The following is an 18,573-nucleotide window of genomic DNA, read 5'->3' as shown; positions in this document are numbered from 1 at the left end:
CGTCGTCACCCGAGGACGTATCGGAGCCACGGGTTTCGTTGCACGATGCCAGCGTCCTCGACGAGCTCGTCGAGCCCGAGGATTCGGCCCGCGCCGAACGCGCCGAGCCCGAACAGCAACATCGCGTAGACGATGTGGTCGTCGATGACGATGCCGTTCTCCAGCGGGAGGCTGGCCGCCCAGTAGAACAGCATCATGACCGCGCCCCAGAAGGCGCTCCATCGGACGAACGCCCCGACGAGCAACGCCAGCCCGACGAGGGTCAGGCCCCACTGGTTCAGCGGGTCGATGAGCCACAGCCAGTCGCTGGCGAGCGTCGTCCAGAGGCCGGTGAAGGGGTTGCCCTCCGGGATCGCGTGGAGGAGGAACCCCTCCGCGGACCACGACGGGTCGAGCACCTTCGTGATGCCGGCGTAGAACATCGTCCATCCCATCACGAGGCGGAGCGCGAGCAGGGCGTACCCGACCCACGTCTCGGAGTATTCGAAGTCGGTACGCCGCCCGAGCAGTTCGGTTTCGAGTGTACGAGTGGACATCGGCGGTCACCTCACATGCGATACTCGTTCGGGAAAACAGTTTAATAGGGGACCCGAATCTCAGTTCGTGAAAATCGGTCGAGGCCGCCGACCGACGGTCGAGTTCCACACTTATGGCGGAAGCGGCCGTATTCGCGGGTATGTACCGCGTGCTCGCGGCGATCGGCGACGACGAGGAGCGAGCGATCGAACAGGCTCGGGCCATCGCGGACCTGCCCCGGGACCCCGCGGCGATGGCGGTCACCCTCTTTCACGACTTCACCGACAACACCGAAGGGGCGTCGGTCCACCAGGTCGCCGCCGTCCGGCGGGCGGCCGAACACTTAGAGGACGCCGGCATCGAGATCGAGTACGCCGAGTCGAGCGGCCCCGCCGCCGAGGAGATCCTCGAGGCCGCCGCCGACCTCGACGCCGATCTGGTCTCGCTCGCGCCCCGAGGCCGGACGCCGGCCGGGAAGGCGCTGTTCGGGAGCGTCACCCAGCAGGTGTTGCTGGAGACCGACCGCCCGGTCCTCGTCTGCGGGGCCGGAACCGCCAGCGGCTAATCGGCCGTCCCGCGAATCCGGTCGTTCGGGTCGGCGGAGTCTTCGGACCGGTCCTCGCCGGGGCGAAACAGTCCGTGGGCCACACAGTCGTAGGCGTCGCCCGCGACGTTCGGACACGGTCGGTCGCAGTCCGGACACCGCGCGGTCGCGGCCTCGATCCCGGTGTCGACCGCCATCTCGCGGCACACGCCGCGCCACCCCGCGCTCGGGGACTCACGCTCGTCGGGCATCGTCTCCCCCGCGTCGTCGGCGGGCGCTCGCGTCCGAGACGCCGGGCCGGTCGCGGTGCTCGCTCGTCGAGACTCGTTGCAGTTCGTCGTCTCCACACCGGAAACACCCCTCGCGGAGGTCCGGATCCGTGCTTTCGAGCCCGCAGCGCTCGCACCGCCAGTAGCGGTGGTCGGGCCCGCCGTCACGGCCGCGGCCGAGGTGCGGCCCGGAGACGGTCTCGGTACCTTCTTGTAATCGTGACGTATGGGTTGCCATTGGGCTACTCGTAGCTGACACGCCCAGCGTTCGGGTGCTGGTACCACCCGGGCGCGTTTTCGAGCGCGGCCGCTGGGCTGTTCGGTCACCGATGCTCCGGCCGCGACGTCGTCCCTACCCCCAGAGAGCCGGTCGGCTGTCGAATCGGCGGATCGGGCCCCGGCTACGTCTGGGGCTCGAGTTCGGTTTCGTCCGAGCCGTCGGGGTCGTTCCCGTCGGCGTCGGACTGCTGGTCTTCGAGGCTTTCGAGCGCGGCGATGGCCGTCTCGCGGTAGCGGTCGAGCGGCAGGTCGTACTCGTCTTCGACCATTCGGGCGTACTCGTTGGTCTCGTCGTCGAAGGCCTGAATCCGGTCGAGGGTCTGTTCGGCGGTCTCGACCACCCAGCGGTCGCGGGTCGCGGCGTCGACCAGCGTGATCGATTCGGGTCGCACGGAGACGTTGGTGTTCCCGTCGTCGGTCTCGTACGTCCGGGGCTTGCCCGTGATGGCGACGTACGCCGGCGGCTCCAGTTCTCTGAGCATGCTCGCGGCCTCGGGCTGGTACTGGCCCGCGTAGACGAAAAACGGGTCGCCGTTCGGGTCGACCACGCGGCCCTGCCAGTACTCGCTGTCCTCGCCGACGTCTTCTGTCTCGGTGAGGGTGCCGACGATGAACACGCGGTTGGCTCGCTCGCCGGTCGGCAACAGGACGTACACCGGGGCGCGCTCCTCGTCGGACTCTTTGAACGTGTGGGTCGCGTCGTTGAACTCGTCGGCGAAGACGCGGCGCGCGACCTCTCTGGTCGGGGTTCCGCTCATTATATCGACCTCGCTTTGATGAGAACGTCCTCGGCGTCCGTCGGCCCGGCGAGGGTCTCTACCTCGTCGGCGAGGAGATACCGGCCCATCGTGGGACCGCTCACGCGGTAGTACCGCCCGAGGGTCTTCTCGCGCATCTCCTCGGCGACGACGGTCGTGTCGAGCGCGTCCATCGCCATGTCCTGGGCCTCCTGCAGGCCGATACCGGTGAACTCCTCGGTCGCCTCCTTGTCGAAGATGACCTCGTGGACTTCGAGGCCGTCGTCGAGGACGCCCTTGATCCGGAGGTCGAACTCGCCCTCGACCTCGCCGTGCTCGGAGCACCGACCGTTCTGGAGGACGCGGGTGCAGTCCTCGGCGGGACAGCGCTTGATGAGGCCGCTCCCGCTCTGGATGTCGACGAGCGCGCCCTCGACCTCGGCGGTGTCGTCGCCGACCTCGATGTCCTCGTCGGCCTCCGCGACGGTGGTCGTGCGGTTGAGCTTCACCGAGTAGTTACCCTGGTACTCGTCGGAGACGAGGTTGCCGAGGTGGTAGACCGCGCCCTCCTCGAGTTCGGGGAGGTCCGAGTCGGCCCACTTGGTGAACTTGATCGTGCCCGTCTCGTCGCCGAGCAGACCGACCTGCCCGACGGCGTCGCTCCGGGGCTCCCAGAGGTCGACGACCTTCGCGGTGAGGCTGAGCCACTGCTCGTCCTCGTCGACGTCCTCGACGGAGACCTGTTCGGAGCCGCCCCCGCCGCTCCGGATCTCGTCGCGGTCGAGGCCGGCCTCGTCGAGGTAGTGGCTCACGACGCTCCGGCGAGCCTCCTCGAGGGGGACTCGGTACTCGTTGACGAGGTTGTCGAGGCGCTGTTCGACCTCGTCGACGGTGACGTCTAGGTGCTCGGAGAACTGTTCGCGTATCTCTTCGGCGTGCTGGCGCACATCGCTCATGGGTGTATCTGTCTCCGCGTCGTTTTCTTCGGGAGACGTGCGAACGGTTAGTGCGCCATGATATAAAAAGCTCGGTGAGGCCGGAGTGAAAGTGAAACTGAAGCGCTCTGGCCCTCTGTGCCGGTCCCGCAGGGGTCACGCGTCCAGCGCCAGCGCGGCGCCGAGCGCCCCCAGCACCGACCCCGAGAGGTATCGGAGGCCGTCCGCGAACCGAGGCCGGGTCCGGAGAACGGACCGCATGCCGCCCGACGCCACCCCGACCCCGCCGAGATACAGCGCGGTCAGGGCGGCGTAGGTCCCACCGAGCGCGATCATCGCGGTCGGCGCGCCGGCCCCGGCGTCGACGAACTGCGGGAGGAAGGCCAGAAAGAACAGCGCGACCTTCGGGTTCAGGACGTTGACGGTCACGCCCCGGAGGTAGCTCCGACGGAGGTCGGGGTCGGCCCGCGAGGCGTCGGTCGCGGTCGGCACGTCGAACTCCCCGCCAGATCGGAGCGTCTTCGCACCGAGATACAGGAGATAGACCGCGCCGGCGTACTTGACCGCGGCGTACGCCAGCGCCGAGGTCCGGAGCAGGGCGGCCAGTCCCAGCGTGGCGGCCGCGGTGTGGACGAGGATTCCGGTGCTGACCCCGAGCGCGGAGGCGACGCCGCCGCGCTTGCCCGCGCTCACGCCCTGCGTGAGCACGAAGACGGTGTCGGGGCCGGGCGTGAGAATCAGCGCCGCCGCCGCGCCGACGAACACGAAGTACGAGTCGATCGACGGGAGCATCGCTGGTTCGAGGGTCGGTCTGGGCCGCCCTAAATCGTGGGGTTGGCACAATCCGTTCGATCGAGCCGATCGACGAACAAACCTTTCTACGCCCACGCCCTACATGAACCGACATGGACGACCGCCTCGAAAGCTTCCTCCGCGCCAAGCTCAGGTCCGCGGGGCGACAGGTCGCCGACGCGAAACGGGCCTACCGCGACGGCCGGCAGGCCGCGCTCGCGGACCTCCCCCAAGACGAGGAGGGCCGCGCGAAGATCGTCTGTCGGCGGTACGCCGAGCGTCGGGCCGTCTCGCTCGACGCGGCGGCCCGCCCCGCCTGCTTCGACGCCGACCACCCCGACTGCGAGGGGTGTGTCGAGGACGTTCGCGACGGACGGGTCGAGACGTGGTAGCCCGCCCGATCGTCGCGGTGGTGATGGCCGGCGGCACCGGGACCCGGCTCTATCCGGCGAGCAGGGCGGATCGGCCGAAGCAGTTCCTCGCGCTCGGCGGGTCGGAGTCGCTGCTCGCTCGGACCGTCGAGCGCGTCGGGTTCGCCGACGAGGTGTACGTCTCGACGACCGCCGAGCACGCAGACCGCGTCCGCGAGGCGGTTCCCGGGGCGGGGGTCATCGTCGAGCCCGACGCCAAAGACACCGGCCCCGCGCTGGCGTACGCCGCCCACCGGGTCCGAGAGCAACGCAACGGGCCCGCCCCGGAGACGGGCGAGCAGGGCGAGACGACCGCCGATCGGGACGGCGACTGCGTGGTGCTCTGTGTCCCGAGCGACCACGTCGTCGGCGACGGCTTCGCCGGCGCGGCCCGGACCGCGGCCCGCGCCGCAGTCGAAACGGAGGGGTTGGTCGCGTTCGGCGTCGAACCGACGCGGCCAGCGACCGGCTACGGCTACATCGAGCCGGGCGAGTCGAGGGGCGAGTACGCCGAGATCGCTCGGTTCCGCGAGAAGCCCGACGCCGAGACCGCAGAGCGACTCGTGGCCGCGGGCTGTTACTGGAACGCCGGGCTGTTCGCGTGGACGCCCGAGGCCTTGCTCCGGGCGGCCCGCGACTCGCCGCTCGCGCCGCTGGTCGAGGCCCTCGACGACGGCGATCCCGAGCGAGGGTTCCGGGCGGTCGAGCCCGTCAGCGTCGATTACGCGGTGATGGAGCGGACCGACGACGCCTACGTCGTGGCCGCCGACTTCGAGTGGGACGACGTGGGGTCGTGGGACGCGATCGAGCGCGTCGTCGAGACCGACGCCGACGGCAACGCGGTCCTCGGCGACGCGCTCACGATCGACGCCGAGGAGACGGTGGTCGCGGGCCTCGACGGCGCACACGTCAGCGCGGTCGGCGTCGAGGGACTGGTGGTCGCGGCCGCCGGCGACCGAGTGGTGGTCGTCCCGAAAGACGACGCCCAGCGCGTCCGCGAGGTCGTCGCCGCGCTTCGCGAACGGGGGCGGTTCTGAGACGGGCGATCGAACCGGGTTCGGTGCCGTGGTGTCGAGGCTCGGGCGAGACGTCGGTCCCTGTCGCGTTCGGTCCGTCCCGACTCGATCGAGAGTCTACGATTTTCGTTCAACATGGCTGATCTGCTATCAGAATTGATAACTGCGACGAAGGTTCTATGACATGCCAGTAATCAGTAATTTTCACGGGGATGGATGAACAGACGCTCAGTTTCGTACGGAAGAGCTATCTCAGAAAGTTCGCCGCGGTGGTGCTCCTCACGCTCGCGGTCGTCGCGGGCGTGGGATTCTGGATTCAGGGCGAGGTGTCGGCCCAGCTCACCGACGAGAAGCACAACGAGGCGAAGACCATAACCGAGTTGTCGGCCGATCAACTACAGGAGTGGCAGAGCGAGCGAAAGCGAACGACGCGGTTGCTCTCGGAGGGAGTCGCGGTCCGTTCGGGTGACGCCGACCGAATTCGGTCGACGTTCGAGACCGAACTCGAAGCGCTACCGGACGAGGTACACGGCATCAGCTACCTCAACACGAGTTCCGGACGGGTCATCAGCGGGACCGAAGACGAACTGGTGGGCGCCGACCTCGCCGAGCGGGGCGTTCCGTGGCTGGCGAACGTCTCGGCCCTACAGAGCGCCGACGACGTGTTCGTGTCCGGTCCGTATCGGAGCCACAACGAGTCGACCATCGCGTTCGTCAGTCCGGTTCCGAACGCGCCCGACAGGGCGGTCCTGATCACCGTCGACCCCGGGCACGTCGCGGACCTGTTCAAGCGACCGTACGAGGGGAGCTTCACGCAGGTCGTCGACTCGGAGGGGACCGTCGTGTTCGCACAGCGGGAAGGCCGGATCCTCGATACGTACATGGGCAAAGACTCGATGGCGATGAAAAAGGGGCTCGGCGGGGAGTCCGGAGTAATGGACATGGGCCCGATGGAGGGCGTCATCGACTCGGACCACGTCATGGCGTTCGCCCCCGTCGAGGGGACCGACTGGGTCGTCCTGATGCACGTCCCGCAGTCGAGCGCCTACGCCCTCAAATCCCAGATAGAGCAGGCCATCGTGGCTCTCGTAGGCGTTTTCACCCTCGGGTTCGTCGTCGTTGGACTCACGATCGGTCGTCGAACCGCCGTCTCGCTCGACGACCTCTCGGGGAAGGCCAGCGCGATCGCCGACGGCGACCTCGACGTGGAGATCGACGAAACCGACCGCATCGACGAGGTCGGCGAGGTGATCGACGCGTTCGCGTCGATGAAGGCGTTCCTGAACACCGCCGCCGAGCAGACGAACGCGCTCGCCGCCCAGAACTTCGACGCGCCGGTGTTAGACGAGGACGTGCCCGGCGAGTTCGGGGAGTCGCTCGAGGAGATGAGCCGCGACCTCGAAACGCTCATCACCGACATCGAGCGAGCCCGCACCGAGGCACAGGAGGCCCAAGCGGAGGCCGAGGCGGTCAACGACGCGCTCGAACGGAAAGCCGTGGAGTTCCGCGACGTCATGGAGGAGGCGGCGGCGGGCGACCTCACTCGGCGGATGGACGCAGAAAGCCAGAGCGAGGCCATGAGCGACATCGCCGACTCGTTCAACGCCATGATGGACGATCTCGAGCGGACCATCGGTCGCATCCAGGAGTTCTCCGACGAGGTCGCCGACGCCAGCGAGGAGGCGAGCACCGCGAGCGAGGAGGTCGAGCGCGCGAGTCAGGAGGTCGCCGAATCCGTCGGCGAGATATCGAGCGGCGCGGTCGAGCAGTCCGAGCGGATCGACGAAGTCACCGGCGAGATGAGTACCCTCTCGGCGACCATCGAGGAGGTGGCCGCCTCCGCCGACGAGGTGTCGAGCCTCTCGGCGGAGGCCGCCGAGCGAGGCGCGACGGGTCGAGAGCTGTCCGACGAGGCCATAGAGGAGATGGATCGGATAGAGGAGACGACGACCGAGACCGTCGACACGGTCGAACGACTCGACGAGGAGGTGGCCAAGATCGGCGACATCGTCGAACTGATCGACGACATCGCCGAGCAGACGAACGTGCTCGCGCTCAACGCCTCGATCGAGGCCGCCCGCGCCGGCGAGGCCGGCGAGGGCTTCGCGGTCGTCGCCGAAGAGGTCAAGGACCTCGCCGCCGACACCCGCGACGCCACCCAGGAGATCACCGAACTCGTCGAACGAGTCCAACGCTCGACCGGGGAGACCGTCGAGGAGATGCAGGAGATGCGAGATCGGGTCGAAACCGGGATGGAAACCATCGACGAAGGACTGGGCACGCTCGACGAGGTGGTCCGAGCGGTCGAGGACGCCAACGACGGCGTCCAGGAGATCAGGGACGCGACCGAGGATCAGGCGACCTCGGCCGAGGAAGTCGTCGCGATGGCGAGCGAGGTCGCTTCGATCAGCGAGGAGACCTCCACGGAGGCCGAGAACGTCTCGGCGGCGGCCGAACAGCAGTCCTCGTCGCTGAGTCAGGTGACCGCCGAAGTCCGGACGCTTTCGGAGAAGTCCCTGGAGCTCGACTCGCTACTGGATAAGTTCGACGTGGCGACCGACGGGCGAGATCCGACGCACCCGACCGAGGACGGCCGGCCGGTCGCCACCGACGGCGACGGCGCGAGGTGATCCGGCGACCCGGCCAGTCGGACTTTGAGGGTGGCCGCCGAAGCCGCGCGTATGGCCGAGTCACCCGAGGTTCAGGCTGTCGAAACCGAAGACGAGTACATCCACGTCCGGTTTCGCGATCCCGAGGGGTTCAAGACGATCCGGACGCCCGACTGGGCGACGAACGCGGCCCAAGACGTCTCGGCGGGGGCGGAGGTCCGGACGGGCGAGGAGACGGGCGGCGACGACTGGAAGGTCCAGAGCGTCCTGATCGAGAAGCACGTCGGCGAGCGGAAGGCCCGCGAGCAGGCCCAGAAGATCGTCGAAAAGATAGAAAGCTGAGGCGGATCCATCAGACCTGCCGTCGGCGGGGTGTGTGATCCATCGAAGTCGGGGACTGATAAGTATATCTGGAATGTAAAATAAAGTTAGGTAACTATTTCGTGCTTTAAAATAACATGAGCAAGAGTGCCATCTTACTATTGATAATTTCACCCTCGATTTTATAAGTGGTGTGTCGAAGTTCTTTACATGAAGTTGGGGAATCGAACAGCGAGGCGACTTCAAAATATAGCGACAAACACAGTTATGCGAAGCTATCACTCGAACGCTCCTATCGACGCTGGCACACGGGCACCACAGAACGGCGCCGCTACGACCGAGACCGACGACTGCCAATCGACCTATGTCTGAATTACAACCGCTCGAAGTGGTCGGACTGATCGTCAGCGTGATCGGTCTGGTGCCGGTCGTCCTCCAGTACAGAGACGAGTCGAAGTGGTTCACGGTGGGCTACCTCCTCCTGGTCGTGGGGATGGTCGCGACGAATCTGGAGGCAATCGTCCTCGGGACGGTCTTGGACCTCGTCGAACACGGCGTCGGCGTCGGGGCCGCCGGGATCGCGTTCCTCTGGGCCGCGTACCTGCGCCGGAACGAAGTCATCGAAACGGAGGGATCGTGAGATGGTCGGACTCAATCCGGTCTTCGACGCGGTCGGTGCGCTCGGATTCGCCGGGGCGGTAGTCATCGGATTGTTGAACTACCGCGACAGCGAGACCGAGTCGGCGTTCTGGATGACGTTCGTCTTCGCCTCGGCGTTGGGTACTACGTGGACGGTCAGCTTGATGTTAGAGAAGGCGGGCATCTACACAGAAGTGTTCAACTTGGCGACCGCCCCGCTAATGACGGCGACGGTCGCCGTGTTCGCCATCGGCGGGACCGCGACGCTCGCGGTCGTCGAAGACATGAAAGACGTCGTCGCGGAGGCCGAACGGGAGCGCCGGGAGGCCGAGGAGGCCAAACAGCAGGCCGAGAAACAGCGCGAGGCCGCCAGACAGGCCAAACAACAGGCCGAAGAGGCCCGCCAGAACGCCAAGGAGCGCGAAGAGAAACTGGAATCGTTCACGGACGCGCTCGAACGGAAGGCCGCGGAGTTCGGCGGCGTCATGGAGAAGGCCGCAGACGGCGACCTGACACAACGGATGGACGCCGAGAGCCAGAGCGAGGCGATGGAACACATCGCCGAACAGTTCAACGAGATGATGGAGGACCTCGAGCAGACTATCGGCCGCATCAAGGCGTTCTCGGTCGAGGTAGCCAACGCCAGCGAGGAGGCGAGCGCCGGAGCCGAGGAGGTCGAAAACGCGAGTCAGGAGGTCGCCGAATCCACCGCGGACATCTCTGCGGGAGCGGTCGAGCAGTCAGAACACGTCGACGAGGTTACCAACGAGATGAGTACCCTCTCGGCGACCATCGAGGAGGTCGCGGCCTCAGCGAATCAGGTCGCTTCCCTCTCCGAACAGGCCGCCGAGAAGGGAGCGACCGGTCGGGAACTCTCCGACGAGGCGATGGACGAAATGGACCGCATCGAGGAGACCACGGTCGAGACCGTCGAGACCGTCGAGCAGTTGAGCGACGAGATGAATCAGATCGGTGAGATCGTGGACATGATCGACGACATCGCCGAGCAGACCAACGTGCTGGCACTCAACGCCTCGATCGAGGCCGCACGGGCGGGCGAAGCCGGTGAGGGGTTCGCGGTCGTCGCCAGCGAGGTGAAAGACCTCGCCGAGGACACCCGCGACGCCACCCAAGAGATCGGTGACCTGATAGACCGAGTACAAGAGTCGACTTCCGATACGGTCGAGGACATGCAAGAGATGCGCGACCGGGTGGACGCGGGGATGGAAACTATCGACGAGGGCCTCGGAACGCTCGAAGAAGTCGTCGAAGACGTCGAGAAGGCCAACGATGGCATCCAAGAGATCCACGAGGCCACCGAAGATCAGGCGACCACGACCGAGGAAGTCGTCTCGATGACGAGTGAAGTCGCCAGTATCAGCGAACAAACCTCCGCCGAGGCACAGAACGTGTCCGCGGCCGCAGAGGAGCAGACCGCCTCGCTGAGTCAGGTCACCGGCGAAGTCGAGACGCTCTCTGAGAAATCGCGTGAACTCGACACGCTCCTCGGGGAGTTCACAGTGGCGACCGGTGATCCCACCGTCCCATCAGACGAATCGGCCGCCGAGTCGGCCACTGAGACCGGCGACGATCGCCCGCTGGCCACTGACGGAAATGGGGTCGAGTCGGCCGAGGCCGAGGACCGATAAACAGGACGAGCCGCCGATACGGCACCCTTTGGCTCGCGGCGTCCGGGATTGATCCGCGGCTTCGGCGGGCGTTAACTCTCGGGGGTTGGTTCATCATCCAGACGGAGGATATCGCGATTCTGACGCCAAGAGCGCTCGGAGTAGCGGACCGTCGTCGACGCGTCCGCACTCGTCTCCGCCCGGGTCAGCTACGGAGGGTCCCGCCGTCGACCGGGAGCGACGCGCCGTTGACGAAGCTCGCCCGCTCGCTACAGAGGAACGCGACCGCATCGCCGAGTTCGTCGGGGTCGCCCACCCGATCCAGCGGGATGTCGGCCGCCCAGTCGGCGAGCCCCTCCTCGTAGCTGTCGTACTCGCCGCGCTCGACCCCCGCCTCGACGAGTTCGGCGATTCGGGGGGTCTCGTGAGCGCCCGGGAGCACCGCGTTGGCGCGCACCTCGGGCGCCCACTCGCGGGCTTGGGTCTTCATCAGGCCGATGACCGCGCGCCGGACCGCGTTCGAGAGCACGAGGCCGTCGATGGCCTCCCGGACGCTGGTCGAGGTGACGTTGACGATCGTGCCCGCGTCCGACTCGACGAGGTGCGGATGGGCGGCCTTCGTGAGTCGGACCACGCTCATCACCAGCAGGTCGAACGCCTCGTACCAGTCGCGCTCGGTGGTGTCGAGGAACCGTCCCGACGGCGGGCCCCCCGCGGAGGTGACGACGTGGTCGAGCCCGCCGAACTCCTCGACGGTCGCCTCGACCAGCGCCTCGACCTCGTCGGGATCGGTGATGTCGGTCCGGACCGCCACCACGTCGCCGTCGCCGGCCGCCTCGAGCTCCGCTTTCGCGTCGGCGAGTTGCTCCTCGCCGCGCGCACAGATCGCGACGTCCGCGCCTTCGGCGGCCAGCGCCGTCGCCGACGCCCGACCGAGACCGCTCGAACTCGCCGTTACCAGTGCCGAATCGCCCGCTAATCCGAACTCCATGCGAGTCAGTTCGGAACCCACCCCCAAAGCTCCCGGGGGCGTCCCGGTCGGTCGACCGCGCGCCGGCCGGCCCGGGTCACTCCGCGCGGTCGGCTTCCCGCGACTCCCGGACGGTCACCGTGCCGTCGGTCGTCACGCCGATCAGGAGATCCTCCAGAATCTGGCGGTTCTCGACCGCGTCGCCGGCCTCGTCGCTCACGCGTTTCATGAGTTCGGGGGCGGCGTGGTCGACCTTCACCCCGGCCTCGTCGCAGGCGTCGTACACCCGCGAAGGCACGTCGTAGAGGTCGGTGCCGGCCTCGACGACGACTCGGACCGGCGCGCGCAGGGCTTCGGCGAACGCGACGGTCTCGCCCGCTTTCCGGACGTTCTCGCGGGCGCTGGCTTCGATGCTCGAGACGTTCGCGCGCGAGGTGCCGAGCCGGTCGGCGATGGTCGCCTGCGCGACGTCGTGTTCGCGCAACGCCAGCACGACGGCCTGACGCTGAGTCAGCACGTTCGTCTCGGCGTCGAAGCCGGCCCGGTCGAGCAACTCTTCGGGATCCGGAACGTCGTTCACGGGGGACCCTCCGAGAGGCGTCGTCGGCTCATAGTAGCGTGTATGCACTCCGTGCGAAAAAACCCGCGGCGCGAGCCGTCGTTGGGACTGTCCACCCCGAGGCGCCCCGCGAGAGCGGGATCAGCTGCCCCAGAAGTTGTCGCGGCTCCCGAGTTGGGGACGGGACGGTCCGTCTTCGTCGTCGGTCTCGGTCTCGGCGTCGTCGGCCGCGTCGTCGACCTCGTCGGCGTCGGCCTCGTCGGCGTCGGCCTCCTCGTCCATCGGCAGGCGCTCGACGGGGTCGGCCTTCGCGTGACTGCCGTGGACGTTCGTGATCTCGACCTTCGCGCGGGCGTCGGGCAGAATGCCGTCGACCATCACGATGAAGCCGTCCTCGGTCCGGCCGACGCCGGCGCCGCTCTCGTGGATGTCCTCGACATCGACGACCACCTCCTCGCCCGGCTGGACCGGCGCGGTCTTGAGTTCGGAGATGGGCTGGCTGTAGTGTTGGCACCACTCGGCACCGCCCCGGTCGCCGTAGTGTTGACACCCCATACCCTCGATCCGCTCCTGAAAGCTCGGGCAGTCGTCGGCGAGTGGACAGTCCGGCATGGTCGTGGGTAGTCGCCCGGTGGCCTAAACGTTTACGTACAACCTTTTGCTGCGGGCGCGCCCCGAGAGGCGCGCCCTTGCAAAACGTTGATGAAAAGGCCGCTCGCTCCCTCCGGTCGCTCGCGGGACAACTGCTCGATGGCGTACTGCTACCGCACCGCGACTGCACCGCGGCCGCGACCGCGCCGCGATCGGACCGCGGGCCTACTCGCCGGCGATCAGTAGCGTCGTGCCGCCCTTGCGTTCGAGGTAGACGTCGCCGACGTCGGGGAACCACTCGGTGACGTACTCCTCGACGCGCGCGGTCTCGACGTCCGAGACGTCGAGCATCGTCCGGTCCGATCGGTCGGTCGCGCGGTCGCCGCGGATCAGCTCTGGAGTCATACGTCTAACTTATCTTGAACTGATATGAACGTCAGCCATCCGGAGTGAAAGTGAAACTACCTGACGGGACCGAGGTCGGGCGAGCGGCGGGGTCGGATACAGTGAGCCCCGAGTAGGTGAGTATCCCGAGCGCGACGAACGGGACGACGTGGAGCGCGAGGCTGATCGCGACCGCGAACGGGACCGCCGGAAACGATCCGAGGAGAAAGACGGCGATGATGACCGTCGGGATGGATGTGACCGAGAAGCCGACCAGCGTCTCGGGGTCGAACCGTGAGCCGGCCACTCTCGGGGACGCACGACCGCCACGGCCGTCCCCCGACCCGTTCGCGTGACGAGGGGCTCAGCCGTACAGCAGTTGTTCGATCTGGGTCCGGCGCCGATCGAGGTCGAACCGGGGCTCGACGTCGGGGTCGGCCGCGAGCCGGTCGACCACGAGCAGGGGGTCGGTGCCCGCGCGCTCGACCCGCTCTAGGAGGGCTCCGATCTCGCTCCGGTAGAGCGCCAGCGAATCGAGTAGCCCGATCGCGAGCGCCATCGTCGCGCCCGCCTCGCCGTCGGGGACGGCGTCGCTGATTCCCGCGAAGTCCGGCAGGTCTGCCGGGGCGTCCTCGACCGGGGCGAGGTCGAGACACCGCGGACAGATCGCCACGCGCTCGGCGTCGTCGGGCAGATGCTCCCGGAGGTCGGTCGGGACCGCGAACGCGAGGCGCTCGATACCGCAGTTCGGACAGGTCATATCGGAGCGTCGGCGAGCGAGGTGAAAAGCGTGGTCGAAAGCGGGGCACAATACCGCAGATCAGCGAGCGAAGCGAGCGGACCGAGGAACCCCCGAAGGGGGTGACGACGGTTTTTGATCGAGCGTTTGCGAGGGCGGCCCACGAGCGCGCCGCCCTCGCAAACGGTCGTTAGTCGTCGGCGGTGACGACTTCCTCGTCCTCGGCGGCTTCGGCCGCGGCGGCGGCGCGCTCTTCTTTCTCTTCTTCTTCTTTCTTGCCCTTGATCTTCTTGAGCCGGAAGATCTCCTCGCGCTCTTGCTCTTCGAGCTTCTGCTCGATGTACTCTTTGTTGTCGTTGAGATCGGGCAAGAGCTTGAACTCCAGGGCGTTCACGCGGCGCTTGGTCGTCTCGATCTCGGTCAGCATCTTCTTCATCGCGGTCTCGACCTCCGCGGCGAGGATGATGCTCTCTAAGAGCTCCTCGTAGGCCTCGGCGGCCTCGTCGATCCGGGCGCTCGTTCCTAAGACGCCGTATCCGCGCTCGTCGAGGCCCTTCCGGACCTTGCTCGACTCGATCTGGGGCACGACGACGCCCATGATGTTTTTCGACTCGGTGGTGATCTCGGGGTGTTCTTTCAGCGCGGCCGCGGCGCCTCGAACCGCCACGTCGCCTTCCATGGCCCGGGCCATGTTGATCTTCTGCTGGGCGAGTTCGTAGTCGTCCTCGAGGTCGGCGCGCACGTCCTGGGCCTGATCGAGGATGTCCATGAACTCCATGATGAGACCGTCACGCTTCTTTTCGAGCGTGTCGTGACCCCGCTCGGAGAGCTCGATGCGATCCTCGATCTGCATCAGGTTCTTCCGAGTGGGTTTGACGTCCTTGGCCATCTTGAGGGACGTTTGTTGTTCGAAGGGGTTAACCTTTTTCAGTCGGCGACGGTCGGCGTCGACCGTCGAGCACCCACGCGTACAGCAGCAAGCCCTGCACCACGAAGAGGTTCGTGACGGCGAAGAACGTCGCCTCCTCGACCGGCAGTCCCGCCAGATTCCAGCCGGTAGTGTACGCGGGCGCGAGCTCCCAGATGCCGTATCGGAGCGCGAGCCAATCGGCGGCCCAGAGGTACGCAGTCGGGGCGCCGACGCCGATCGCGAGCGTCCGTCGCCGCCGCCAGAGGTACGGCCAACCAAAGCCCCACTGGAGCGCGAGCACCGGTCCGGCCCACGCCAGAATGGCGCCGAGATACAGCGTCGCCGGGCGCGCGAGGAGCCCGAGGCCGACGCCGCCGATCCCGAGTCCCGCCGCGGCGCCCGCGATCCGCGCCCGGCGGGTCACCGAGAGCGACTCCGAACCGGCTTTCGGCGGCCGCTTCAGGTAGTGGAGCCACAGGGCGACGAGGATCGGTTGGATCAGGATGAAGAGGTACTCTTCGAGCGGCGCGTTCCAGATCCGAACCGCGACGGCGCCGGTCCCGTACCGCCAGACGCCGACCTCGATGAGGTAGTTGTCCCACGGAATCGTGTACGCCAGCGCGACGACCGAGACGACGACCACGCCCGACGGACGGACGTCGCTCGATCCGGCCCGCCGTCGAACCGACGAGATCGCCGACAGGACGAGCAACGCGGGGACCAGCAAGGCGACGTGAAACTGGAAGTAGGTGATCGTGCTCATGGAATCGAACGCGCGAATCGGTCCGTCGGTCCTCCGAACCCGAGTGGGTCGGGCGCGGTCCCCGGCCTCACGCGGGCGAGCGAAGCGAGCGACCGCGAGCCTCACGCGGCCGCGGGTTCGGGGTCGCCGCCGGCCGCGGCGGCGTCGTCGATGGCCTTGCGGCTCGACAGCAGGATGAAGCCGAAGCCGACCTTGGCGACCAGATCGAGAACCATGAAGCCAGCCGTTTCGAGGCCGAGTCCGATCACGCCGAGTCCCTCCGTGCCGACCAGCCACCAGACGGGATACACCGCCCACACCACGACGACGAGATTCCGGAGCCGAGTGAACGTCGACTGGGCCTCGGCCGACACCTCCGAGGCCTGCGAGCTCAGCGTGCCGAACAGGAAGTACAGCAACACCACGAGGAAGCCGGTGCTGACGCCCCACCAGATCAGGCGTCGAGCGCCCTCGCCCAGCGCGCCGGTTCCGGCGGCCAGCGTCGCGACCGCGCCGGTCGCGATCATCAGCATGTCGAGACCGACCAGCGTGCCGAGCTGGTTGCGGTTCGCTCGGGCCAACAGCCCGAGGTCGACGAGCAACAGCGGCGTGGTGAAAAACCAGTCGGTGTACCGCGCCCAGTAGATGTCGAGGGTCTCGCCCGCCAGTTCGACGGTCGTCAGCCCGAACCCGAGCGCCATCGCGAGGTAGTTCACGAACGCGATGGCGGTGATGAATATCGTGACGATGTAAAACTCCTGTCGTCGCTGGTCGCGTTCGTTCCAGCCCCTCGCGATGAAGTACACCATCCCGAGGAACATACCGGCGGTCCCGAGCCAGAGCCAAATCGATTCGCTACCTGGTTGTGGCATAGCACTTAGTAAATAATGCTGAAGGATAGAAAGCGACGTACCACACTAGTGTGGTATCGGGTCGAGGTCGGGGCGGTCTTCGAGAAACGCTCCGAGGACCTTTCGCTGTGCCGCGAGCAGGTGCTGGTGGAACGTCGACCGGGAGATGCCCATCGAGTCGGCCAGATCGTCGCCGGTCACCCGGTGGGGCCGCTCGAAGAACCCGCCGAAGTACGCCTTCTGGAGCGCGGTCAGTTGGCGGTCCGTGAGCCGGTCGCGGACGTCGCGGACGAACCCCCGCCCCGAGCGGTCCGACCGCTCGCGACGCCGAAACCGCGTGAGTTCGACGCCGTCGTAACGGTCCTCGAAGGCGTCGACGGCCGATCGGGCCACGGGTTCGCCGGGCGCCTCGAACCGATAGGCGACGCGCTCGTCGGTGGCGTCGAGGTCGGTCAGCCGAACGCCCAGATCCCCGAGTCGGCCGACGACGGTGTCCGCCGAGAGCGAGACCTCCGTCAGCGACCACTCGGGATCGGTGCTGACCGCGGTGATCGCCCGCACCGACGAGTCTTCGTCGACGTCCGACGACACCGCGCCGTCTGCTCCCAGAAAGAGCACGACGGTCCCGTCGGATCGGCGATTCACGCCCTCGAACTCGAACCGGCTACCGGCGGCCGCGGCGAGTTCGGTGAGGGGCGCGTTCGGATCCGAGACGGTCACTTCGACGGCCACGACCTCGTCTGCCGCCACCATTCGCTTGCTCTCGATGGCGTTGATCGCGTTGCCGGTCGCCCGCCCGACCGACGCGAGCAGGGTCGCGTCGTGGGCGTCGAACGCGTTCGAGTCGGCCCCGTACACCGTCAACACTCCGTACGTCGTCTCGCGGTAGGCGAGCGGCACCGCGATCGTCGAGCAGTCGGCCGGGTCTGAGTCCGGCGAGGCGGCCGACCCCTCGCCCGACTCGGCCGTCCCGGTTCGGACCGCACGCGCGGCCGGCGCGGCGGACGAGAGGTCGACCGACCGATCGCCGAGCGAGCGGTCGACATCGCCCGCTCGGGCGCGCGTGGTAACCTCGTCGCGAGTCCGGTCGACCCGCCCCACCCACGCGGCCGCGTATCCGGGGGTCGCCGCGACCCGCTCGCAGACCCGACGTTCGACCGCTCGACGCGACGACGCCTCGACTAACACCCGGGTCACGTCCTCGACCAGCCCCTCGACCCGGTCGAGGACGTGTTCGACCGTCCGTCGCTCGGCGCGGCACTCCTCGGCCCACCGGCGCGCGGCGGTCGCGGCGCGTCGACGCCGGGTCACGTCCGTCTGGAACCCGATGTAGTGAGTGACGGTTCCCGAGCCGTCCCGGATCGGGGCGACGTCCACGCGGTTCCAGAACGGCTCGCCGTTCCGACGGTAGTTCCGGAGTTCGACCGAGACGGGCTCGGCCCCATCGATGCCCGCCCGGAGCTCTCGAACCGCCTCGGGGTCGGTGTCGGGCCCCTGCAGGAACCGGCAGTTTCGCCCCAGCACCTGCTCGGTTGAGTAGCCGGTCAGCCGCTCGAACGCCTCGTTGACGTAGACGAGCGGCTCGTCGGGCTGTGTCGCGTCGGCGACCGTGATGCCGACGGGCGCTTCGTCCATCGCGCGCTCTTTCATCGTCTCGGAGATGCCCACGCGAGCCTCGTCGCCGAGACAGTTCGCGAGCCGGCGACACAGCCGATCGACGCCGCCGTCATGGGTCGGAACGAACGCGCCGGCGGCGTCGAGCACCGCCGCCGCGAGCGCGGGATCGTCGGCGTCCGAGAACACGACGACCGGGAGGTCGCGCTCGCGCCGGAGCCGACGTAGAAGGTCGAGGCCGTTTCCCTCGCCGAGTCGGAACTCGGTGACGACGCAGTCGGGGTCGCGCTCGCGGACCGCCCGGATCGCGGCGTCCGCCGACGCGACGACGGTCACTGCCGCGCCCGCGGCCGCCAGCCCGTCGGCGACGTCGGCCGCGGTGTCGGCCGCCGAGGCGACGTACACCACGTCTGCCCCGTCCACGCCACGCGTTGTCATACGCTAGCGTAGGACTCCTGACGTATGAACATCGGGGACGCCCGCCGGCCCGGCACCACCGCTTTCGGCGAGCGGTCGAA

General features: G+C 67.6%; 22 protein-coding genes. 7 read left to right on the top strand and 15 right to left on the bottom strand.

What is annotated here, in order from left to right; all coding sequences use genetic code 11:
• Positions 1–5 precede the first annotated feature (5 nt).
• A complete protein-coding gene (locus EPL04_RS00580) occupies positions 6–536 on the bottom strand; it encodes a DoxX family protein (protein ID WP_134668465.1) in 531 nt (176 codons plus the stop codon).
• Between the two features lie 140 nt (positions 537–676).
• Between EPL04_RS00580 and EPL04_RS00575 the strand changes: the two genes are divergently transcribed.
• Positions 677–1,081 carry a universal stress protein gene (locus EPL04_RS00575; protein ID WP_134668463.1) on the top strand — a complete coding sequence of 135 codons (405 nt, stop codon included), beginning with the start codon at positions 677–679 and terminating at the stop codon, positions 1,079–1,081.
• Here EPL04_RS00575 and EPL04_RS00570 read toward each other — a convergent pair.
• From EPL04_RS00570 to EPL04_RS00555, 4 genes are all read right to left on the bottom strand, one after another.
• Entirely contained in the window at positions 1,078–1,407 is a 330-nt protein-coding gene (locus EPL04_RS00570) for a hypothetical protein (RefSeq protein WP_134668461.1), read from the bottom strand. The two genes, EPL04_RS00575 and EPL04_RS00570, sit on opposite strands and share 4 nt — an antisense overlap.
• Before the next feature lie 323 nt (positions 1,408–1,730).
• Positions 1,731–2,366 carry an RPA family protein gene (locus EPL04_RS00565; RefSeq protein WP_134668459.1) on the bottom strand — a complete coding sequence of 212 codons (636 nt, stop codon included), beginning with the start codon at positions 2,364–2,366 and terminating at the stop codon, positions 1,731–1,733.
• Entirely contained in the window at positions 2,366–3,301 is a 936-nt protein-coding gene (locus EPL04_RS00560) for a replication factor A (RefSeq protein ID WP_134668457.1), read from the bottom strand. The genes EPL04_RS00565 and EPL04_RS00560 overlap by 1 nt, the downstream gene beginning before the upstream one ends.
• A gap of 135 nt (positions 3,302–3,436) precedes the next feature.
• Positions 3,437–4,072 carry a LysE family translocator gene (locus EPL04_RS00555; protein WP_134668456.1) on the bottom strand — a complete coding sequence of 212 codons (636 nt, stop codon included), beginning with the start codon at positions 4,070–4,072 and terminating at the stop codon, positions 3,437–3,439.
• Positions 4,073–4,185: 113 nt separating this feature from the next.
• On the opposite strand from EPL04_RS00555, the gene EPL04_RS00550 reads away from it, so the two are divergent.
• From EPL04_RS00550 to EPL04_RS00525, 6 genes are all read left to right on the top strand, one after another.
• On the top strand, positions 4,186–4,464 hold the full coding sequence (locus tag EPL04_RS00550) for a DUF7091 family protein (protein ID WP_134668454.1): 279 nt from the start codon (positions 4,186–4,188) through the stop codon (positions 4,462–4,464).
• Between the two features lie 23 nt (positions 4,465–4,487).
• A complete protein-coding gene (locus EPL04_RS00545) occupies positions 4,488–5,519 on the top strand; it encodes a mannose-1-phosphate guanylyltransferase (RefSeq protein ID WP_134668996.1) in 1,032 nt (343 codons plus the stop codon).
• A gap of 191 nt (positions 5,520–5,710) precedes the next feature.
• A complete protein-coding gene (locus tag EPL04_RS00540) occupies positions 5,711–8,128 on the top strand; it encodes a methyl-accepting chemotaxis protein (RefSeq protein WP_134668452.1) in 2,418 nt (805 codons plus the stop codon).
• Between the two features lie 51 nt (positions 8,129–8,179).
• On the top strand, positions 8,180–8,449 hold the full coding sequence (locus EPL04_RS00535; protein WP_134668450.1) for a hypothetical protein: 270 nt from the start codon (positions 8,180–8,182) through the stop codon (positions 8,447–8,449).
• A 343-nt stretch (positions 8,450–8,792) separates the two neighbouring features.
• Positions 8,793–9,068 (top strand): hypothetical protein, encoded by a 276-nt coding sequence (locus tag EPL04_RS00530; RefSeq protein ID WP_134668449.1) that lies wholly within the window; start codon positions 8,793–8,795, stop codon positions 9,066–9,068.
• Position 9,069: 1 nt separating this feature from the next.
• Positions 9,070–10,716, top strand: a complete 1,647-nt coding sequence (locus tag EPL04_RS00525; RefSeq protein WP_134668447.1) for a methyl-accepting chemotaxis protein — start codon at positions 9,070–9,072, stop codon at positions 10,714–10,716.
• A 184-nt stretch (positions 10,717–10,900) separates the two neighbouring features.
• On the opposite strand, the gene EPL04_RS00520 is transcribed toward EPL04_RS00525, so the two are convergent.
• The 10 genes from EPL04_RS00520 to EPL04_RS00475 form a co-directional block, all read right to left on the bottom strand.
• Entirely contained in the window at positions 10,901–11,686 is a 786-nt protein-coding gene (locus EPL04_RS00520; protein WP_134668445.1) for an SDR family oxidoreductase, read from the bottom strand.
• 76 nt (positions 11,687–11,762) lie between these two features.
• Positions 11,763–12,245, bottom strand: coding sequence for a Tfx family DNA-binding protein (locus tag EPL04_RS00515; RefSeq protein ID WP_134668443.1), 483 nt, complete (start codon positions 12,243–12,245; stop codon positions 11,763–11,765).
• Positions 12,246–12,365: 120 nt separating this feature from the next.
• Positions 12,366–12,836 (bottom strand): TRAM domain-containing protein, encoded by a 471-nt coding sequence (locus tag EPL04_RS00510; protein WP_134668441.1) that lies wholly within the window; start codon positions 12,834–12,836, stop codon positions 12,366–12,368.
• Positions 12,837–13,040: 204 nt separating this feature from the next.
• Positions 13,041–13,220, bottom strand: coding sequence for a hypothetical protein (locus EPL04_RS00505; protein WP_134668439.1), 180 nt, complete (start codon positions 13,218–13,220; stop codon positions 13,041–13,043).
• 31 nt (positions 13,221–13,251) lie between these two features.
• Positions 13,252–13,506 carry a DUF6684 family protein gene (locus EPL04_RS00500; RefSeq protein WP_134668437.1) on the bottom strand — a complete coding sequence of 85 codons (255 nt, stop codon included), beginning with the start codon at positions 13,504–13,506 and terminating at the stop codon, positions 13,252–13,254.
• Positions 13,507–13,563: 57 nt separating this feature from the next.
• On the bottom strand, positions 13,564–13,959 hold the full coding sequence (locus tag EPL04_RS00495) for a DUF6276 family protein (RefSeq protein ID WP_134668435.1): 396 nt from the start codon (positions 13,957–13,959) through the stop codon (positions 13,564–13,566).
• A 169-nt stretch (positions 13,960–14,128) separates the two neighbouring features.
• Entirely contained in the window at positions 14,129–14,827 is a 699-nt protein-coding gene (locus tag EPL04_RS00490) for a V-type ATP synthase subunit D (RefSeq protein ID WP_134668434.1), read from the bottom strand.
• A gap of 28 nt (positions 14,828–14,855) precedes the next feature.
• On the bottom strand, positions 14,856–15,611 hold the full coding sequence (locus EPL04_RS00485) for a lycopene cyclase domain-containing protein (RefSeq protein WP_134668432.1): 756 nt from the start codon (positions 15,609–15,611) through the stop codon (positions 14,856–14,858).
• Between the two features lie 101 nt (positions 15,612–15,712).
• On the bottom strand, positions 15,713–16,462 hold the full coding sequence (locus EPL04_RS00480) for a bacteriorhodopsin (protein ID WP_134668430.1): 750 nt from the start codon (positions 16,460–16,462) through the stop codon (positions 15,713–15,715).
• A 45-nt stretch (positions 16,463–16,507) separates the two neighbouring features.
• The gene (locus EPL04_RS00475) at positions 16,508–18,493 is read right to left on the bottom strand and encodes a bacterio-opsin activator domain-containing protein (protein WP_134668428.1); all 1,986 of its coding nucleotides are present in this window, start codon (positions 18,491–18,493) and stop codon (positions 16,508–16,510) included.
• Positions 18,494–18,573: the final 80 nt, after the last annotated feature.

Source organism: Halorussus marinus, from assembly GCF_004521895.1.
GTDB lineage: Archaea > Halobacteriota > Halobacteria > Halobacteriales > Haladaptataceae > Halorussus > Halorussus marinus.
The sequence above is the reverse complement of the archived record's forward strand: the minus strand, read 5'-3'. Positions and strand labels throughout refer to the sequence as shown.

Coding starts and splice junctions, on each gene's coding strand:
- EPL04_RS00580 (WP_134668465.1), bottom strand. CDS start 536: ATGTCCACTCGTACACTCGAAACCGAACTGCTCGGGCGGCGTACCGAC.
- EPL04_RS00575 (WP_134668463.1), top strand. CDS start 677: ATGTACCGCGTGCTCGCGGCGATCGGCGACGACGAGGAGCGAGCGATC.
- EPL04_RS00565 (WP_134668459.1), bottom strand. CDS start 2,366: ATGAGCGGAACCCCGACCAGAGAGGTCGCGCGCCGCGTCTTCGCCGAC.
- EPL04_RS00560 (WP_134668457.1), bottom strand. CDS start 3,301: ATGAGCGATGTGCGCCAGCACGCCGAAGAGATACGCGAACAGTTCTCC.
- EPL04_RS00555 (WP_134668456.1), bottom strand. CDS start 4,072: ATGCTCCCGTCGATCGACTCGTACTTCGTGTTCGTCGGCGCGGCGGCG.
- EPL04_RS00550 (WP_134668454.1), top strand. CDS start 4,186: ATGGACGACCGCCTCGAAAGCTTCCTCCGCGCCAAGCTCAGGTCCGCG.
- EPL04_RS00545 (WP_134668996.1), top strand. CDS start 4,488: ATGGCCGGCGGCACCGGGACCCGGCTCTATCCGGCGAGCAGGGCGGAT.
- EPL04_RS00540 (WP_134668452.1), top strand. CDS start 5,711: ATGGATGAACAGACGCTCAGTTTCGTACGGAAGAGCTATCTCAGAAAG.
- EPL04_RS00535 (WP_134668450.1), top strand. CDS start 8,180: ATGGCCGAGTCACCCGAGGTTCAGGCTGTCGAAACCGAAGACGAGTAC.
- EPL04_RS00530 (WP_134668449.1), top strand. CDS start 8,793: ATGTCTGAATTACAACCGCTCGAAGTGGTCGGACTGATCGTCAGCGTG.
- EPL04_RS00525 (WP_134668447.1), top strand. CDS start 9,070: ATGGTCGGACTCAATCCGGTCTTCGACGCGGTCGGTGCGCTCGGATTC.
- EPL04_RS00520 (WP_134668445.1), bottom strand. CDS start 11,686: ATGGAGTTCGGATTAGCGGGCGATTCGGCACTGGTAACGGCGAGTTCG.
- EPL04_RS00510 (WP_134668441.1), bottom strand. CDS start 12,836: ATGCCGGACTGTCCACTCGCCGACGACTGCCCGAGCTTTCAGGAGCGG.
- EPL04_RS00505 (WP_134668439.1), bottom strand. CDS start 13,220: ATGACTCCAGAGCTGATCCGCGGCGACCGCGCGACCGACCGATCGGAC.
- EPL04_RS00495 (WP_134668435.1), bottom strand. CDS start 13,959: ATGACCTGTCCGAACTGCGGTATCGAGCGCCTCGCGTTCGCGGTCCCG.
- EPL04_RS00490 (WP_134668434.1), bottom strand. CDS start 14,827: ATGGCCAAGGACGTCAAACCCACTCGGAAGAACCTGATGCAGATCGAG.
- EPL04_RS00485 (WP_134668432.1), bottom strand. CDS start 15,611: ATGAGCACGATCACCTACTTCCAGTTTCACGTCGCCTTGCTGGTCCCC.
- EPL04_RS00480 (WP_134668430.1), bottom strand. CDS start 16,462: ATGCCACAACCAGGTAGCGAATCGATTTGGCTCTGGCTCGGGACCGCC.
- EPL04_RS00475 (WP_134668428.1), bottom strand. CDS start 18,493: ATGACAACGCGTGGCGTGGACGGGGCAGACGTGGTGTACGTCGCCTCG.